This is a genomic window from Petrotoga sp. 9PWA.NaAc.5.4 (assembly GCF_002895485.1).
In the GTDB taxonomy this organism is placed as follows: Bacteria; Thermotogota; Thermotogae; order Petrotogales; family Petrotogaceae; genus AZRK01.
On the sequence record NZ_AZRK01000024.1, the window covers coordinates 35,340 to 51,582 of the forward strand.

Annotated in this window: 14 protein-coding genes; 8 read left to right on the forward strand and 6 right to left on the reverse strand. The window is 29.1% G+C overall.

Annotated elements, in window-relative coordinates; translation table 11 throughout:
- Position 1 precedes the first annotated feature (1 nt).
- The 3 genes from X924_RS07555 to X924_RS07565 are packed head-to-tail and all read right to left on the reverse strand — an operon-like array spanning position 2 to position 5,881.
- A complete protein-coding gene (locus tag X924_RS07555) occupies positions 2 to 4,162 on the reverse strand; it encodes a PolC-type DNA polymerase III (protein WP_121958322.1) in 4,161 nt (1,386 codons plus the stop codon).
- The gene (ruvC, locus tag X924_RS07560) at positions 4,149 to 4,640 is read right to left on the reverse strand and encodes a crossover junction endodeoxyribonuclease RuvC (protein ID WP_121958323.1); all 492 of its coding nucleotides are present in this window, start codon (positions 4,638 to 4,640) and stop codon (positions 4,149 to 4,151) included. Before ruvC ends, X924_RS07555 begins: the two co-directional genes overlap by 14 nt.
- A gap of 2 nt (positions 4,641 to 4,642) precedes the next feature.
- Positions 4,643 to 5,881 (reverse strand): aminopeptidase P family protein, encoded by a 1,239-nt coding sequence (locus tag X924_RS07565; RefSeq protein ID WP_121958324.1) that lies wholly within the window; start codon positions 5,879 to 5,881, stop codon positions 4,643 to 4,645.
- 255 nt (positions 5,882 to 6,136) lie between these two features.
- Between X924_RS07565 and X924_RS07570 the strand changes: the two genes are divergently transcribed.
- The 8 genes from X924_RS07570 (at position 6,137) to X924_RS07605 (ending at position 12,500) form a co-directional block, all read left to right on the forward strand.
- Positions 6,137 to 6,745, forward strand: a complete 609-nt coding sequence (locus X924_RS07570) for a hypothetical protein (RefSeq protein WP_121958325.1) — start codon at positions 6,137 to 6,139, stop codon at positions 6,743 to 6,745.
- Positions 6,746 to 6,982: 237 nt separating this feature from the next.
- Positions 6,983 to 7,417 (forward strand): flagellar export chaperone FliS, encoded by a 435-nt coding sequence (gene fliS, locus X924_RS07575; RefSeq protein ID WP_121958326.1) that lies wholly within the window; start codon positions 6,983 to 6,985, stop codon positions 7,415 to 7,417.
- 215 nt (positions 7,418 to 7,632) lie between these two features.
- Positions 7,633 to 8,676, forward strand: a complete 1,044-nt coding sequence (locus tag X924_RS07580) for a dipeptidase (protein WP_121958327.1) — start codon at positions 7,633 to 7,635, stop codon at positions 8,674 to 8,676.
- Positions 8,677 to 8,720: 44 nt separating this feature from the next.
- Complete coding sequence (locus X924_RS07585) at positions 8,721 to 9,590, forward strand: ATP-binding cassette domain-containing protein (RefSeq protein WP_121958328.1); 870 nt, start codon at positions 8,721 to 8,723, stop codon at positions 9,588 to 9,590.
- Positions 9,580 to 10,356 (forward strand): hypothetical protein, encoded by a 777-nt coding sequence (locus tag X924_RS07590; RefSeq protein ID WP_121958329.1) that lies wholly within the window; start codon positions 9,580 to 9,582, stop codon positions 10,354 to 10,356. The genes X924_RS07585 and X924_RS07590 overlap by 11 nt, the downstream gene beginning before the upstream one ends.
- A gap of 47 nt (positions 10,357 to 10,403) precedes the next feature.
- Positions 10,404 to 11,093, forward strand: a complete 690-nt coding sequence (locus X924_RS07595; protein WP_121958330.1) for a zinc dependent phospholipase C family protein — start codon at positions 10,404 to 10,406, stop codon at positions 11,091 to 11,093.
- 329 nt (positions 11,094 to 11,422) lie between these two features.
- Positions 11,423 to 12,016 carry a thymidine kinase gene (locus X924_RS07600; protein ID WP_121958331.1) on the forward strand — a complete coding sequence of 198 codons (594 nt, stop codon included), beginning with the start codon at positions 11,423 to 11,425 and terminating at the stop codon, positions 12,014 to 12,016.
- Complete coding sequence (locus X924_RS07605; protein WP_121958371.1) at positions 12,000 to 12,500, forward strand: nitroreductase family protein; 501 nt, start codon at positions 12,000 to 12,002, stop codon at positions 12,498 to 12,500. The genes X924_RS07600 and X924_RS07605 overlap by 17 nt, the downstream gene beginning before the upstream one ends.
- Before the next feature lie 22 nt (positions 12,501 to 12,522).
- Here the strand turns inward: X924_RS07605 and X924_RS07610 are convergent, their stop codons facing one another.
- From X924_RS07610 to X924_RS07620, 3 genes are all read right to left on the reverse strand, one after another.
- Positions 12,523 to 13,347 carry an aldo/keto reductase gene (locus X924_RS07610; protein WP_158245350.1) on the reverse strand — a complete coding sequence of 275 codons (825 nt, stop codon included), beginning with the start codon at positions 13,345 to 13,347 and terminating at the stop codon, positions 12,523 to 12,525.
- Between the two features lie 468 nt (positions 13,348 to 13,815).
- Complete coding sequence (locus tag X924_RS07615; RefSeq protein WP_121958332.1) at positions 13,816 to 14,172, reverse strand: holo-ACP synthase; 357 nt, start codon at positions 14,170 to 14,172, stop codon at positions 13,816 to 13,818.
- A complete protein-coding gene (locus tag X924_RS07620) occupies positions 14,165 to 16,237 on the reverse strand; it encodes a cell division FtsA domain-containing protein (RefSeq protein WP_121958333.1) in 2,073 nt (690 codons plus the stop codon). Before X924_RS07620 ends, X924_RS07615 begins: the two co-directional genes overlap by 8 nt.
- Between the last annotated feature and the right edge of the window lie 6 nt (positions 16,238 to 16,243).

Genomic DNA, 16,243 nt, shown 5'->3' on the forward strand with positions numbered 1-16,243 from the left:
TTTATCTCCCAAATAAAGAGATTTGATTTGTTTCTGGTAAATCTTTAAGTACTTCAAGTGCTTTCAAAGATTCGATATTGGTTTTATTACATCCTGTTTTGGCTATAAAATCTTCTATAGATTTGAATCCTTCTTCTCTTGTTTTTACAATCCTTTCTGCAGCCTTTTCTCCTAAATTAGGTATTTTGATAAATGGTACAAGAAGAGACTCTTCTTCAATAATAAATCTTTTGGAATCAGATTTATACAAATCAACCATTTTAAACTTGAAACCTCTCATCATCATCTCTAATGCCAACTCTAAAACGGTCATTTCATTTTTCTTTCGAACATCCAAATCGTTAGTGCGTAATTCATAAATTCTTTTTTTGATAGCTTCTTTGCCAGAAAATATAACTTTTAAATTGAATTCATCACCTTTTACAGTAAAATAGGTAGCATAAAATGTTAACGGGTAGTATACTTTAAACCAAGCTATTCTAAATGCCATACTAACATAAGCTGCTGCGTGAGCTTTTGGGAAGAGATATTTGATTTTTTGGCAGGATACAATAAACCATTCTGGAACTTTTAAATTCCTCATTAATTCTTCATCGCTTTTATCTATTCCTTTACCTTTCCTAACCTTTTCCATAATAGAGAAAGCTTGTTTTGGTTCAGCTCCTTTAGTTAAAAGGTAATTCATAATATCGTCTCTACAAGCTATAACTTCGTTCAAAGAAGCAACATTGTTATCTATCCAATTTTTTGCGATACCTGCCCAAACATCTGTTCCATGAGACAATCCAGAAATTCTAACCAATTCAGCAAAACTTTTTGGCCTTGTATCTTCAAGCATTCTTCTAACAAATGTGGTACCAAATTCAGGAATACCAAGTGTACCAACAGTTGTTCCCAATTCATCTTTTAGATCTATTTTAAGTTCTTTAGTTGATGAAAATAAACTAAGTGTCTTCTTATCGTCCATGGGTATACTCATGGGATCTACACCAGTTAAATCTTTCATCATCTTTATAAATGTAGGATCATCATGTCCAAGCGCATCCAATTTGACCAAATCATCATGAATAACGTGGTAATCAAAATGAGTAGTTTGAATTTCCGCTTTAGAATCGTTAGCAGGATATTGAATTGGTGTATAATCATATATTTCTTTATCCTTTGGTACTATCATCAATCCTCCAGGATGCTGTCCAGTAGTTCTTTTAACACCTGTGATGGAATTTGCTATTCTAATAATCTCTGAATTTTTTAAAATACCTGAATTTTCACAATATTTCCTTGCAAACTCTAAAGCAGTTCTATCTGCTATAGTTGATATTGTACCTGCTCTAAATACATGGTCTTCTCCAAACATTTGCTCAATAAATTGATGAGCTTTTGCTTGATAATCGCCTGAAAAGTTCAAATCAATATCAGGTATCTTATCTCCTTCAAACCCCATAAAAGTTTCAAAAGGTATAGATTGACCATCTTTATTTAATTCACTTCCACATTTTGGACATTTCTTAGATGGCAAATCATATCCGCAACCGTATGAGCCATCCTCGAAAAACTCAGTATGTTTGCAGTTTGGGCATATATAATGAGGGGGCAAAGGATTAACTTCAGTTATACCAAGCATAGTAGCTACAAAAGAAGACCCAACAGAACCACGGGATCCTACCAAATAGCCATCTTCAATGGATTTTTTGACAATCCTTTCCGCAATAAGATATAGAACAGAATAACCATGTTTTATTATAGAATCTAATTCTCTTTCTAACCTTTTTTCAACAATTGCTGGTAAAGGGTTGCCATATATCTCATATGCACGTTTAATAGCTGCTTCTCTAACTTCATTCTCTGCATTTTCTATTTTTGGAGGGTTTAATTTCTTAGACAAAGGTTTGATAATTTCAATTTGTTGAGCTATCTCATTTGTGTTTTTTATTACTATATTTTCTGCCACTTCTTCATTTCCAAATATTCTTTTTGCTTCATCTATTAATTCATCGGTTGTTCTTAAATATTTGTTTGCATTAATTATCTTCCTTTTATCAGCAAATCTTAAAGTATTAAGATAAACAATATCTTCTTTATCAAGATAATGTGCATCTGATACCATTACAAGAGGCATATTCAGTTCTTGACTTATATCATATATTGATTTATAAATTTTTATTATTTGATCTTCTGAAATATTTTTACTAACTTCAAGGGAATCTACGGGTAAAAGTTCTATATAATCGTAAAATTTAGCTATTTCGATTATTTCATCATGTGAAGCACCTCTTAGGTAAGCTTCGATAATTTCTCCTTCTTCTGCTGAACTTCCTATCAATAAACCTTCTCTCATTTGAGACAATTCACTTTTAAGTATTCTTGGAACTCGGTAAAAATATTTAACATGAGAGTTTGAAACAAGTTTATATAAATTTTTTAATCCTACTTTATTTTTTACTAAAATCGTCATATGAGTCGGCCTAATTCTCTTATAATCAATAAATTTTTTCAATCTTTCTAATTCCGATAGTTTCTCAACTTTCTTCTTTTTTGCCATCTCCAAAAGTTTTAAGAATGCTAAGGCAGTAACATTGGCATCTTCATGAGCCCTATGATGTTCAAAATTACCAAGTTGTAATTCTTCAACTACTTTATCCAACGAATATCCTTTTAAATTTAACAGAGATTTCGAAAGTGCCAAAGTGTCTATATAAGTCTGCTCAAAATGCTCATTATAAACCTTTTTAACCCATTCTCTTATAAATCTGTAATCAAAATCAGCATTATGGGCAACCAAAACAGTGTTCTCAATAAAACTTAAAAATTTGGGTAACACTTCTTCTATAGTTTTTTCATTTTCTAACATCTCATTTGTTATTCCTGTGATATGAGTAGTAAAACTCGATATAGACTTTTTAGGTTTAATTAAACTATGAAACCTTGAAACTATTTTCATATCTTTAATTTTTACAGCACCTATTTCAATAATCTCATTTAAAGCAGGTTCTAAGCCGGTTGTCTCTAAATCAAACACTACGTATTCTGGTTCGTTGATCTTTTTATCTTCTTTAAGTAAATTAATGATATTTACAAATTCGTCAATAACATAAGCTTCCATTCCAAAAATAGGCTTTATATTATTAACTGTAGCTTTGTCGTAAAAATCAGGTATACTTTGAACAACGCCGGTATCGGTAATAGCTATTGAATCATATCCCCATTTTTTAGCCTGTTTGACTATATCATCTATATCAAGCAACCCTTCCATAGCACTTAATTTCGAATGTACATGCAGTTCTACCCTTTTTCTTGGAAAAGTATCTTTTCTTTCAAAAGGATTTTCATTTAATTTTTCCACACTCACTGGCTTAATAACAAATTCGTTACTAAATGAATCGTAAAAAATATTTCCCTCAACTGTTAGATTATCTCCAATCGAAATATTTTCATTCAACAAAGAAGCCACGTTGTAAAAAGCCTTTATTATTGAAGAACTCTTTTTATCAGTTATATATAAAGCAATAACCGGTCCTTTTTCATTGTATTCTTTATTAAATATTTTACCAGTTACTACAACTCCTCTTCCTTCAATTGAAGGAAGCATTGACAAAGGCATAGGAACCTTTTTAATTTCTTTTCCCATTACAACATTAGAACCACCAGAATGCAAACCCTCTTCATTATTTTCGTAATTTTGTGTATAACTTTGAAAGTCAGAAAAATTATTAGAAACTTGTGGTCTAATGTTTTCATCTATTACAATTTCAAAAAAAACATTTTCACCTGTATATTTAAAAATAAAATTTTCAATTTGTTCTTTTTCTTTTAATAATCGATTCTTTACAATCGTAGAATATGTCCTAAATATGATTTTGCGATCATCGGTGTATTCAGGACGCAAAAATTTTAAATAATCCTTTAATGGATGTTTTATTACGAGGTTTTGCCAGTTTTCTATTAAATATTCAGGATTTTTATTATGTGAAAATGATATCTTTGTTTTTTTCTTCAACAATCGCTCAAAAAAACTTTTCAAAATTTCTTCATTTATATCTTTATTGGAATCAAGGGTTTCTAAATTTATCTCCACTAAATCATCGTATATATTTATGTTTCCATCGATATTAAATGGCAAAAATCCTATATTTTCCAATAAAAACTCTTTAATATCTGGCATTTTTGAAATTCCTCCTAAAATTTGCATGGCAAAATGCTGCAGCTAAAGCATCTGATGCATCATCAGGTGTGGGAGTCTTTTCTAATTTCAAGATCAATTTTAAAGCACGTTGTATTTGACCTTTTTCTGCCCTACCATAACCTGTAACTGCCTGTTTTATTTGAAAAGGTGTGTACTCAAATATGGGTATATTTTCTTCTTCCAACGAAACCAAAATAACTCCTCTTGCTTCTCCTACCTGAATTGCAGTTGCAACATTTTTAAAAAAATATAACTCTTCCACAGCAGATTCGTCAGGTTTATATCTATCTATCAAACTTTTCATATCTTTTTTAATTTTTAATAATCTCTTGGGTAAATTAGCATCTTTATCTGTATATATAACCCCATAATCTATCATACTAAAAGTGTTACCAACTTTTTGTATTACTCCAAACCCTATTCTACCATAACCAGGATCTATACCTAAAATAACCATGGTTACATACTCCATAATTTTTCTATATCTTCTATCTCACGCGGTATATCTTTTGATAAGTTCTCACACCCATCTTCTGTTATTAACAAATCATCTTCAATTCTAATACCAATTTTTTCCTTAGTTATATATAAACCTGGCTCATTTGTAATAACCATTCCTGGTTTTAATTCAGTATTTTTATCCCCTACATCGTGAGTATCCAAACCCAAAAAATGACTTACAGAATGAAAATAGTAATTAGATAATTCATTAGAAGATTCAATCAAACCTAACTTTTTACATCCGTCGGCTAAACACTTTTTTGCTATTTCATTTAAATCAAAAAGAGTCAAACCTGGTCTTGCTTGACGTTCTATTTCTTTCATTGTAGTCAGCACAACATTGTATACATCTTTTTGGCGTGTATTAAATTTTCTACTGATTGGAAAAGTGCGAGAAATATCTGCACTATAATAATTGTATTGTGCTCCTAAATCAAGTAGTACCAAATCTCCTTCTTCTGTTTTGGAACTATTATCTGAATAGTGTAAAATGGTTGAATTTATTCCAGAAGCTATTATTGGTTTAAAAGCATAATCTTTTACTCCATTCTTTCTTAAAACAAAATCAAAGTAAGCCTGTAATTCATATTCATACATTCCAGATTGTGAATTTTTAATTAAATTTAAAAATGCATCCTTAGTTATTTCAATCGCATATTTTATATTTTTTATTTCATCTTCATCTTTAAGCATTCGTAATCCATAAATTACTTTAGAAATATCTTTAATAATTATATATGGAAACATCTTTGATATCTCCTTAGATATCTCTACTTCTTTGGATGAGCTTTCCCAATCAACTCTTTTTAGATTTAAAAATACTTCTTCAATATCATTTCTTGATAACGTGTTCCCAAGGTAATTAATAAATTCATCAAGAAAAAGTACATCTTCTACTTTTAAACCACTTTTTTGAGAACAAAATTCTTTACTCGCTTTTTCCCCTATCCATCTTGCTAAAACTGGATCATTTCTTTCTATAAAGAGTTTTTCGTTAGTCTGGCCATCCACTTTTTGCATTACTAAAAAAGCATTTTCTATATCTAAATCGCTAAAATAATAAAAATTCCTATTAGGAGTAAATTCATAACTTTCATCTGCACTTTTTATAGGACTTTTTCCAGAACAAAAGATAATTAAATAGTTACCTTTCAAAATGTTAAAAAGTTTTTCTCTTCTGATTTTAGAGTTAGACATTAATAATTACCTCTCTTTCAACACCTGTTTTAATGTTATTTTTGGAGTATCCTTCGCTTTTAAAGCGGTATTTAATAAAGCTCCCAATTTATTCATAAAACTTTCACTCTTTTATTATATCACTTATAAAAAGGGATTTATTTTTTTTAAAGAAATTGTATTTTTAGACGATTATATAATGTCTGAATTTATTATTATGAATTATTTTTCTTTTCATTAAAATAAAAACGTATATAAAAAGGAGATGAAAGTTCGATGTTAGATGATGAAAATATTCGATTAACTATAAAAGGTATAAAAAATGAAACTAAGGATATCCCACATGATAAGTATAAAAACTTTGAAGAAATGGTAAAGGATTACATTGAAAAAACCCAAGGTGTTTTGACAAATATCAAAATAAATGAAAAAGAAGTTCCTTTAAACTACTATAACGAAATAAAAGATGCTTTTTTTGAAGGTGGAGAAGAAGTTGAATTGGAATTTAGTTCCAAAAAGAAAGTTTTGAATGAGTTAATTTCTCAATCTTATGAGTATATTGAAAAAGTTAAAGAAAATCTTGAAAAAGTATCAAAAGAGGTCCTTTTAAATACCGATGAAGGACATAAAATGCTGATGAGTATTGCAGAAGGTATAGAAGCGATGTTAGATGTTATTGAACAAACTAAGAATTTTACAGGAGAAAAGTTTTATGAACCTGAAGAGCTTAAAAATGTTCAAAATATAGTTGTCAGTATAATCAATGCACAAAATAACAATGATTATTTAGAACTTTCAGATATTATGGAATTCAATTTTCAAGAAGTGTTAGATGTTTTTACAGAGTTATTAAACAAAGCAGAAAAAGTCCTCAGAGATTTTTGAAAAATAAGCGCTCGAATAGTATGCAAAGCAATTTTTCGGGTGAGAGTGGTATCAGACTGAAAGACTGAGAGAGTGCAGAATAATTTCGTTGTACGTAGCGAAAAAGTTAAAGAAACTCTTAATTAGTAGTATTAGAATTATAGAAGTATTTTTAAAAATAGGACGGTAAACTAACGGCAAAACTTAAACTTTATAACTTTTAAAGCGGGCATAAAACTTAAAAAAGGAGGATTTTAGATGTACAGTACTCAAAATTCAAATACATATTTCGAAAATAGCATTAAAACTGCAAGCCCAGCAAAATTAATCGAATTATTGTATAAAAATGCAATTGAAAGAATTGATAAATCCATAAAATTAATTGATGAGAAGAAATTTACTGAAGCAAACAAACAGATTTTAAGAATCGAAGATATTGTTTTAGAATTAAATGTTTCTCTGAACATAGAAAAAGGAGGAGAAATTGCAAATAATTTGAGAGCTTTATATAATTACATATATAGAAGGTTAATTGAAGCAAATACAAAAAAAGATATAGAAATTTTAAAAGAAGTTAAAACATATTTAGAAGACCTTTTAAATACGTGGAAAGAAGTAATGAAAAAAGAGATAAACACTGTAAAACAATTAAATGCTTCGACTTTGAATCCAAAGTTTGACATTCAATACTGAGGTTTTTTAATTTATTTTCCTCTATTCTTATGAATAGAGGAAAATTTTTTATAAAATACCTTATAAATCTTACCTTACAATTGATTCTTGACTATTTTAAATTCAAAACATTATTTTTGAAAAATCTCCATTCTTAAAATGCCTATTTTTAAGGTTAATATAGTATAATGTTAATCAATAAATACTAAAGGATTTGATAAAATCAGGGGGAAGTTATGGATGATCTAAAAGAGCTAGCAAAAAACATTTTAGAAACAACTTTTGTGCTGGATGCACACTTCGATTTACTTTACGATGTAGTAAATCAGAGAAATTTAGGAAATCATAGAGTTATGGAAAAAGATCACCTTGGTAACTTTAAACAAGGCGGTTTAAACATTGTAGTTTCTTCTTTGTTCATAAATAATTCACTTGTTCCTGAAATATCTCTTCGTCAAGCTTTAGATCAAATAAGTGCTCTTTATCAAGAATTAAAAGAGTCTTCCGAATATTTCATGCTTTGTAAAAACTATGATGATATAATAAAAGCAGAACAATGTAATAAAATAGGAATCATGTTATCTTTTGAAGGGGTAGAACCACTATATAATGATTTAGAGTTATTGGAAATTTTTTATCAATTAGGAGTTAGATTAGTTGGACTTACATGGAGTAGAAGAAATTATGCGGGTGACCCGAGTAAATTTTTACATCCTGATGAGATAAAAAATAGTAATGGGTTATCTGACTTTGGAAAGGAATTGGTTAATAAAGCGCAAAACATGAAGATGATAGTTGATGTAAGCCATCTCAACGATAAAGGTTTTTGGGATGTAATTGAACTTGCTAAACAACCAGTGATTGCTTCACATTCAAATTGTAGAAAAATAGTTAATTTCGAGCGTAATTTGGATGATTCTCAAATAAAGGCTATTGCTTCAACAGGTGGTGTAATAGGTATAAACGGTTTAAGCAGATTAGCTAGTGATGATAATGAAGCAGCAACTGTGAAAGATCTAGTACAAAATATTGAGCACATAGTTGATTTGGTTGGAATAAACCATGTTGGTTTGGGATTAGACTTTTGTGATCATTTAAAAAAATTTAACTCAAACTTTATTAATCAACATAAAACAAATGAAACATTTGATATTTTAGGAAACCATTCCAATATTTTTATATTGGTGGAAGAACTTCTAAAAAGGGGTTATACTGTAAAAGATATTAGCAAAATTCTCGGGGAAAATTTTTTAAGAATCTATAATGTTATTTTACATTGATAAACATATAAATGCTATACTTCTACTAAAGGAAGGTTTATACATTGAAGCTGAAAGTTGAGAATTTAACGAAATATTATGATAAAAGAAATAAAAATGGTGTTGAAAATATTAATTTTGAAGTTTCTAATGGTGAAATATATGGTTTGTTTGGTCCTAAAGGTTCTGGAAAAACTACTATTATAAAATGTATAGTTGGCTTATTAAAACCAACGAAGGGAATAGTTAAAATAGATGGTAATGAAACCGATTTTAGAACTTATAAAAGCATCGCTTATGTTCCTGAAATTTTTAGTTACTACAATAATGTTTCAGTCTTAGAGATTTTAAATGTAACGAAAAGAATTTATGATGTGAATGAAAAATACCTTGCAGATCTTACAAGAACCTTTGATCTAAAAGTACAAAAAAAGTTCGATGATCTTTCTCAAGAAGAAAAAAGTATTTTAAGTATTGTATTATCTCTTTCATATGAACCTGATTTACTTATAATAGATGAAATAAATATCGAAATAAACGACGTGGCAAAAGAATTTTTCTATGAAATATTATTGGATATGAAACATAAGGATAAAACAATACTTTTAGCAACTTCATGTATGAGTCATGTACAAGCAGTTTGTGATAAAATAGGTATTATCAATGAAGGTAGCTTATTAGGTGAATATAGTGTTGAAAGTTTTTCTCAAAATTTAATCAAAAAAATTAGAATATATGGTTTAGAAAACACTGAGCTTCCTTTTAAAAACTTTAAAAGAATAGGCAGAAACGTTGAAATAGTAGTAAAGGAATCTTTAATAAAAGGTACACTTTCTAAAATTCTTAATTTAAGATATCGGGATTTAGAAATATTAACTCCAAAAGCTGAAGAGATTCTTGAACATTTTCTTGGAGGTAACGAGAATGTTATATAATTATTTTAAAGCTAATTTTAAAATATTTGTATATTTTTTAATTATACTTATTGCTTTTATTGCTGCTTATATGTTTTCTTTCAATTCAAAAACTATGCAAACGGTTCAAACAATTGTAAATATCCTTCCTGAGTTTATTTTTGATTTAGCTAATTTTAATAAAAACCTTATAGTTACTCCTGAAGGGTATTTTGGGACAAATGGGTTACTTATTACCTATATATTCTTAACGTTTTTTGTCTCAAGTCTTGTGAACAACATTATCACAAAAGATTTTAGTAACAAAATTTATAATTTTGTACTAACCAAGCCTTTTCGAAGATTAAGAATCCTTTTAGAAAAGCTCTTTTCAATTATTATATATGAACTTTTAATTTCCTTTATCATCATGGGAGGCCTATTTTTATTTTATAAAATTATTATGGGATTTTCTTATACGCCAGTTTTTTTGCATATTTACGGTTTTTATTCGTTTGTTTTTCAAATCTTTATTACAGGTATTTGTTCTTTTTTAGCTATGAAAACTAACAGTCAAATAAAAGTTATACTTTACTCTATGATTATATCTGTATCTTTTTATACCCTTTTCTCTTTTAAAAATGCTAATGAATCAATTGCAAAACTAAGCCCTTTTTATTATATGCAGATAGGACATATAATAGTTGGAGGTAACAATATCTTAGTTATCTCAGCATTGGTAATAACTTCTGTATTATTATGTCTTATATCGTTTTTTATTTATAAAGATAAAGAAATGTGTTATTAAAACTTTTAAACGTTTTTTATTTTAGACAAAAATAAAGGAGTCTAAAAATGCCAGGTTATTTAACTCATATTATTTTTGGGCAAAAAGTTTTTCCCAGTACTTTAAAAAACGTTAGAATGTTCAACTTTGGTCTTATGGGTCCGGATATTTTTTATTACGATATTTCTGATCCAAAGTATGAACTTATTGCGCAAACTTTACATGAAGTGGACCTATCAAAATTTATAAATGAAATGAAAAAAGAAAGTCCTGAATATGCTTTAGGTGTTTACTTACATTCATATTTGGACTTAAAAATGCATCCGAGAATAAATTTTTTAGAAAGAACCTTACATCTGTCTCACACAAAAATAGAGACAATAGTAGATGCTGCTATATTAAAAAAAGAATGGAAAACAACGGTCTTTAGAGTTAATAAGAATTTTTTCCCTCAAAAACTTCCTGCTCGTTTTATGAGAATTTTTGATGAAACTTTATACAATTATTATGAAATTGAAGATATAAAAATAAAGGATCTTTATAATACCTTTTTGAAAAATTTTAATTTTTTATATAAATTTTATCCTATAAAAGCAATAGGTTCACATGTTTTATATATTTGTACCTTAGGTAAATACAATTACAAAGATTATTTTATATTTAAAATGCCTTCTGAAGATATATTAAATGATTACGGAATTAATGTTATTTGGAAAGAATCATTAAGTGAAGTAAATGATTTAATTAAAAATTTTTGATTTATTAATTCTTTAGCTGCTATTTTTAAAGTACTTTATCCAGACTAATCTTTATCAAAGGTACATATTTAATAAATATGGAAATATGTGGACTTTAGAAAATTCGAATTTTCTAAAAATAAGTTTTTGAATTTATAACGGGTTTAGGTTGTAGCTCTTTCCACTGTGTCGGCACAAGCACAGAATACATTAAAGAAATAAACAATTGATCAAAATTAGAATAGTGAAAGTATTTTATAAAAATTTAAACGCTAAAACATTGATAAAATACAAATTTTATAATTTCTAAATTGAATATATTAAAAATATATAAGGAAGTGAAAATTCATATGAAAAGTGGTATATTAGTTATGATAGTCGGACCAATGTATTCAGGAAAAACTTCCGAATTATTATCTTTTATTGAAATATATAGTCTCGGTAAGAAAAAGTTTAAAGCATTTAAGCCAAAAATGGATTTTAGATACGATAATAGTCGGATAGTCTCTCATTCTAATATTTCGGTTGCCGCATATAATATTTCTAAGGCTGAAGAGATCTACTCTTATCTTGACAAAGATGAAAAAGCTGTATTTATAGATGAAGTACAATTCTTTGATGAAGGACTTAGAGATATAGTTTTAAAACTTGTTTTTTCAGGAATAGATGTATATTGTGCTGGATTAGACGTAAGTTATAAAAACAACCCATTTCCTGTCACATCTTTACTTATGGCTCATGCGGACACCATAATAAAAAAGAAAGCTGTTTGTCATGAATGTGGCGAATATACAGGAACTCTTTCATATAAAATAGTTGATAACGGGGGAGAAATTGATGTTGGAGGGTTTGAAAAGTATATCGCGGTATGTAAAGATTGTTACGTAAAATTAAACAAAGAAAAAGGAAGGGATAAAAATGGAAGTATTGAAAGAAATTATTAACAGAAGAAGCATTAGGCAGTTTAAAAACAAAGAAGTGTCAAATGAAGTTATCGAAACTCTCCTTCATGCCGCAATGCAAGCCCCTTCCGCAAATAATGAGCAACCTTGGGAGTTTATTGTAGTTAAAAAAAGAGATCTTCTTGAAAAAATATCTGAGATCCATCCTTTTGCGAAGATGACCAGTCAAGCTAGTGTTGCCATTATAGTTTGTGGTGACCTTAACAAAGAAATCTCAAAGGGAAGATGGGTTCAAGATTGTAGTGCAGCCACTGAAAACTTACTTTTAGAGGTGGTTCATCAAGGATTAGGAGCAGTTTGGGTTGGAGTATATCCACGAAAAGAAAGAGAAGAAGAAATTCGAAAACTTTTCAATTTACCTGAAAATATTATTCCACTATGTATCGTACCAATTGGCTATCCCAATGAAGAAAAAGACTACGAAAATAGATTTAAAAAAGAGAGAATACATTACGATAGATGGTAAAAAAAGGCCTTAAGAGGCCTTTTTAAAAATCATCGGGATTTGCTCCGAACCTTTTATTTTGATTTAAACTATCAATTATTCTCATTTCTTCTTCAGTTAATTCAAAATCAAATATTTCAGCGTTTTCTTTTATTCTCTCCTTATGTACTGATTTTGGGATTGTAACTACTTCATGTTGTAGATCCCATCTTAGAACCACTTGAGAAGGCGTTTTGTGATGTTTTTTCGCTATTTCGATTATCTCAGGGATATCGTTCACTCTACCTCTCATAATCGGACTCCAAGCTTCCATCTGAATTTTGTTCTTCTTACAAAACTCCAGCAAATCTTTTTGCAACAGGTAAGGATGAAATTCAACTTGATTGACCATTGGAACAATCTCGCAATTATCAATAATATCTTTAAGATGGTGGATCAAAAAATTACTTACTCCAATTGCTCTAACTCTTCCTTCTTTATATATTTTTTCTAATGCTTTCCAAGTTTCTATATATTTACCTCTTACTGGCCAATGAATTAAATAAAGGTCTAAATAATCAACACCAAGTCTTTTTAAAGAATTTTCGAAACTTCTTAGAGTACTTTCATATCCTTGGTTTGTATTCCAAACTTTTGATGTAATAAAAAGTTCTTCTCGAGGTATTCGACTTTCTCTAATTGCTTTACCAACTTCCTCTTCATTTTCATACATTTCGGCAGTATCTATTAATCTGTATCCGATACTTAATGCATACTTTATTCCCTCTATAAGTTCGTTATCATGGGCTTTATAAGTACCATAACCTAACCACGGCATTTTTACTTTGTTATATAATTCGGTTTTATCCATAATATTAGATATTTTCATAGATATATCAACCTCCTTTATTAAATCATTACTGTCTTTAGAAATTCTAAAATTCATATTTTATCAATAGTTTAGTGTTTAACTCTTTATAAAATACCTCAATAACTATAATCCTTACTAATTCCTAATTTCTTTATCTTTTTCGGTACCTGTACCGAAGAGTAGGTGAGAGGGCTTCGCCCTGAACCCATTTTAAATTCAAAATTCTATTTTTAAAAATGCTCCATTTCTAAAGTTTCTCTAACTCATTACTGTCTTTAGAAATTCTAAAATCCTTATTATCTGTATATTTTAGCGTTGATTTTTTACAAAATACCTCCCCGCTTCTAATCCTTACTAATTCCTAATTTCTTTACCTTTTTCGGTACCTGTACCGAAATGAAGAGGAGAGGGTTCTGCCTTGGATCCAACTTTAAATCCAACACGATTATGCATTTCTGAACCAATTTTCTAATTCGGTAACAATATTCATTCTTCAATGAAAACTGCCGTTGCGACAGCATAATCTCTTTCGTGAGCAATAGATATTAAAATTTCTCCTCTACTTTTAAATTTTTCAAAAATGTAACTAATTGAATCTTCGTCTAAGTATGGTTCACCATTTTCTTTGTTAAGAACCGTGATTTCAGAATATGGTATGAACCTTTTGAAACATTTTATAATAGCTTCTTTGACTGCAAATCGTCCAGCAGCATACTCTTTCTTTCTTTTTTCGCCTTTGAAACTATCGTAAACTTCTTTTTCTTTTATAGAAAGTATTTTCTTTATATTGTTTTCATTTATTCTTTCCACTTTCACTATATCGACACCTATTGCTCTAATCATTTATCAACACCTTCACATCGGCTCCTGGATTAATTTTCTGTAAAAAACTTTCCACTTTTTCACCATTTATATATATTTCATAAGATTTTATCTCATTCACATTCAAAGAAAGATGATTGAAAATATCTATCAATTGAAGATCTTTTTGAACTTTTTTTATTGTGTAATTCGCACCGTTCATTATCTCTTCCTCAATATTAATAACTCTACCATCAAACATAACGTTAAATTCTTCTTTATTAAGCAAAATTTCTTTTCCATTTAAAAATACCTTTGTTTTTTCTATTTCTATATTCAAAAAATCTTTAAGCTTAGGTAATTCTATAGCTTTTGTTTCTAATGAATCTTCATTTTTTATCTTATAATCTTTCTCCAATATTTCACCATTTTTAACTATAACTGTACCTACAGAAACTTCGTAAGGAAGGTTATTTATTGTAAAATAAATCTTTTCATTTGAATTTTTGAAAATATCTTCGATTGTTGGAGAAACTGTTTGAATTATTTCTCCATCTTTAATTTTCTCTTCAAGATCTTCTACTTTTTTGCCGTTTTTGAATACTATCGGATAAGTAATTTTTGGTTCTCCGTTAAGGTAATATTTTATAGGAGTTATCACTTGTTTTATTGTTAATGAAACTGGTCCCCCATTTTCAGGTTCTTCTATTTCTATTTTATCTCCAGGTTTTACAGGAGAATTAAAATCAGCAATATCTCCATTAATCCTAATTTTTGCAGTTCGTCCTTTTTCACCTTTAACTATCATTAATTTCCCATTTAATTCAAAACCTATAGCAGGTGACGGAGCTCCAACTAACCTATCCATAGAATACCCTGCCTGTAATAATACTTGTAAAACATTCATGTCTTTTCCCATGAATAGTATATTGAAGTTTTGATGATTAATTTTTATATTGTTGAAAACACTTCCTTCTTTTTTTAAAGCAACGTTAACTATACCTAAGGGAGTTACATATTCGCTTCCTTCTAATTTCAAACATTCAAAAACAATTTTTTCTAAATTACTAGCAGTTTTCAATGAAACTCGTGATTTTGGGATCTGTAATTTTTCAGCTATTTTTTCAATAAATCCCGGTACTTTTCCCCCTCCGCCAACTACCATAACGGCTGAAGGAGATCTGCCATTAAGATTAATTATTTCTTTGACAATTTTATCTGCTATGTTGTCTATAGTAGGATTTATTATCTTTAAAACTTCTTCTTTTGATATTTCTTGAGAATTATCAAGAATGTCTTTGTAAGTTATTGTTTCTTTTTCCGAAAGTTCTCTTTTTATCTTTTCTGCTACTTTAAAATCGACTAATAAACTTTCAGAAATGGCCTCGGTTATTTCGTCACCTGCTAACGGAACCATACCATAACCTATTATTACCCCGTTATTTGAGATAGCTATATCACTTGTACCAGCTCCAACATCTACCATTACTATATTCAAGCTTCTTAAATCTTCAGGTACTACTAAACTTGTTGCAGCTATGGGTTCTAAAGTGATATGAAAAGGCTTTAAGCCAGACCTTTCTAAAACAGACATCATCGCTTCTACTACATTTCTTGGGAGAAAAGCGGCCAAAACTTTAACCTTTGCTTGGTTACCTTTTTGCCCTTCAAGATGTTTTATCCATTGACCATCAAGACTATAATATAAAACTGAATACCCAACACAATACATACTTTCGTAATACTGAATCTTTTCTGTTGCCAGTTTAACAGCTTCAAGTTCCATATTTCTAACAATATCTTCACTTAAAAAACCTTGCGTGGATATATCAAGTTCATAAGTACCTATTGATGAAATAAGAAACCGTCCGGCTATAGCTATAGCCACTTCAGATAATTTTTCGCCACTTTTTTCTTCGAGCATTTGCTTTACTTTATTAACGCTTTTTGCAACTTTACCAACGTCGTGTATTTGACCATCTAACATAGCTCTGTTTTCATGTTCTAATTCATAAAAATCTCTTATTACTATCTTTTCATTTTCTTCGTCGTAATCAGCTAAAATACCTACTAATGTTCTTGTACCAATGTCAAGGCCAAAAATCATAGGATA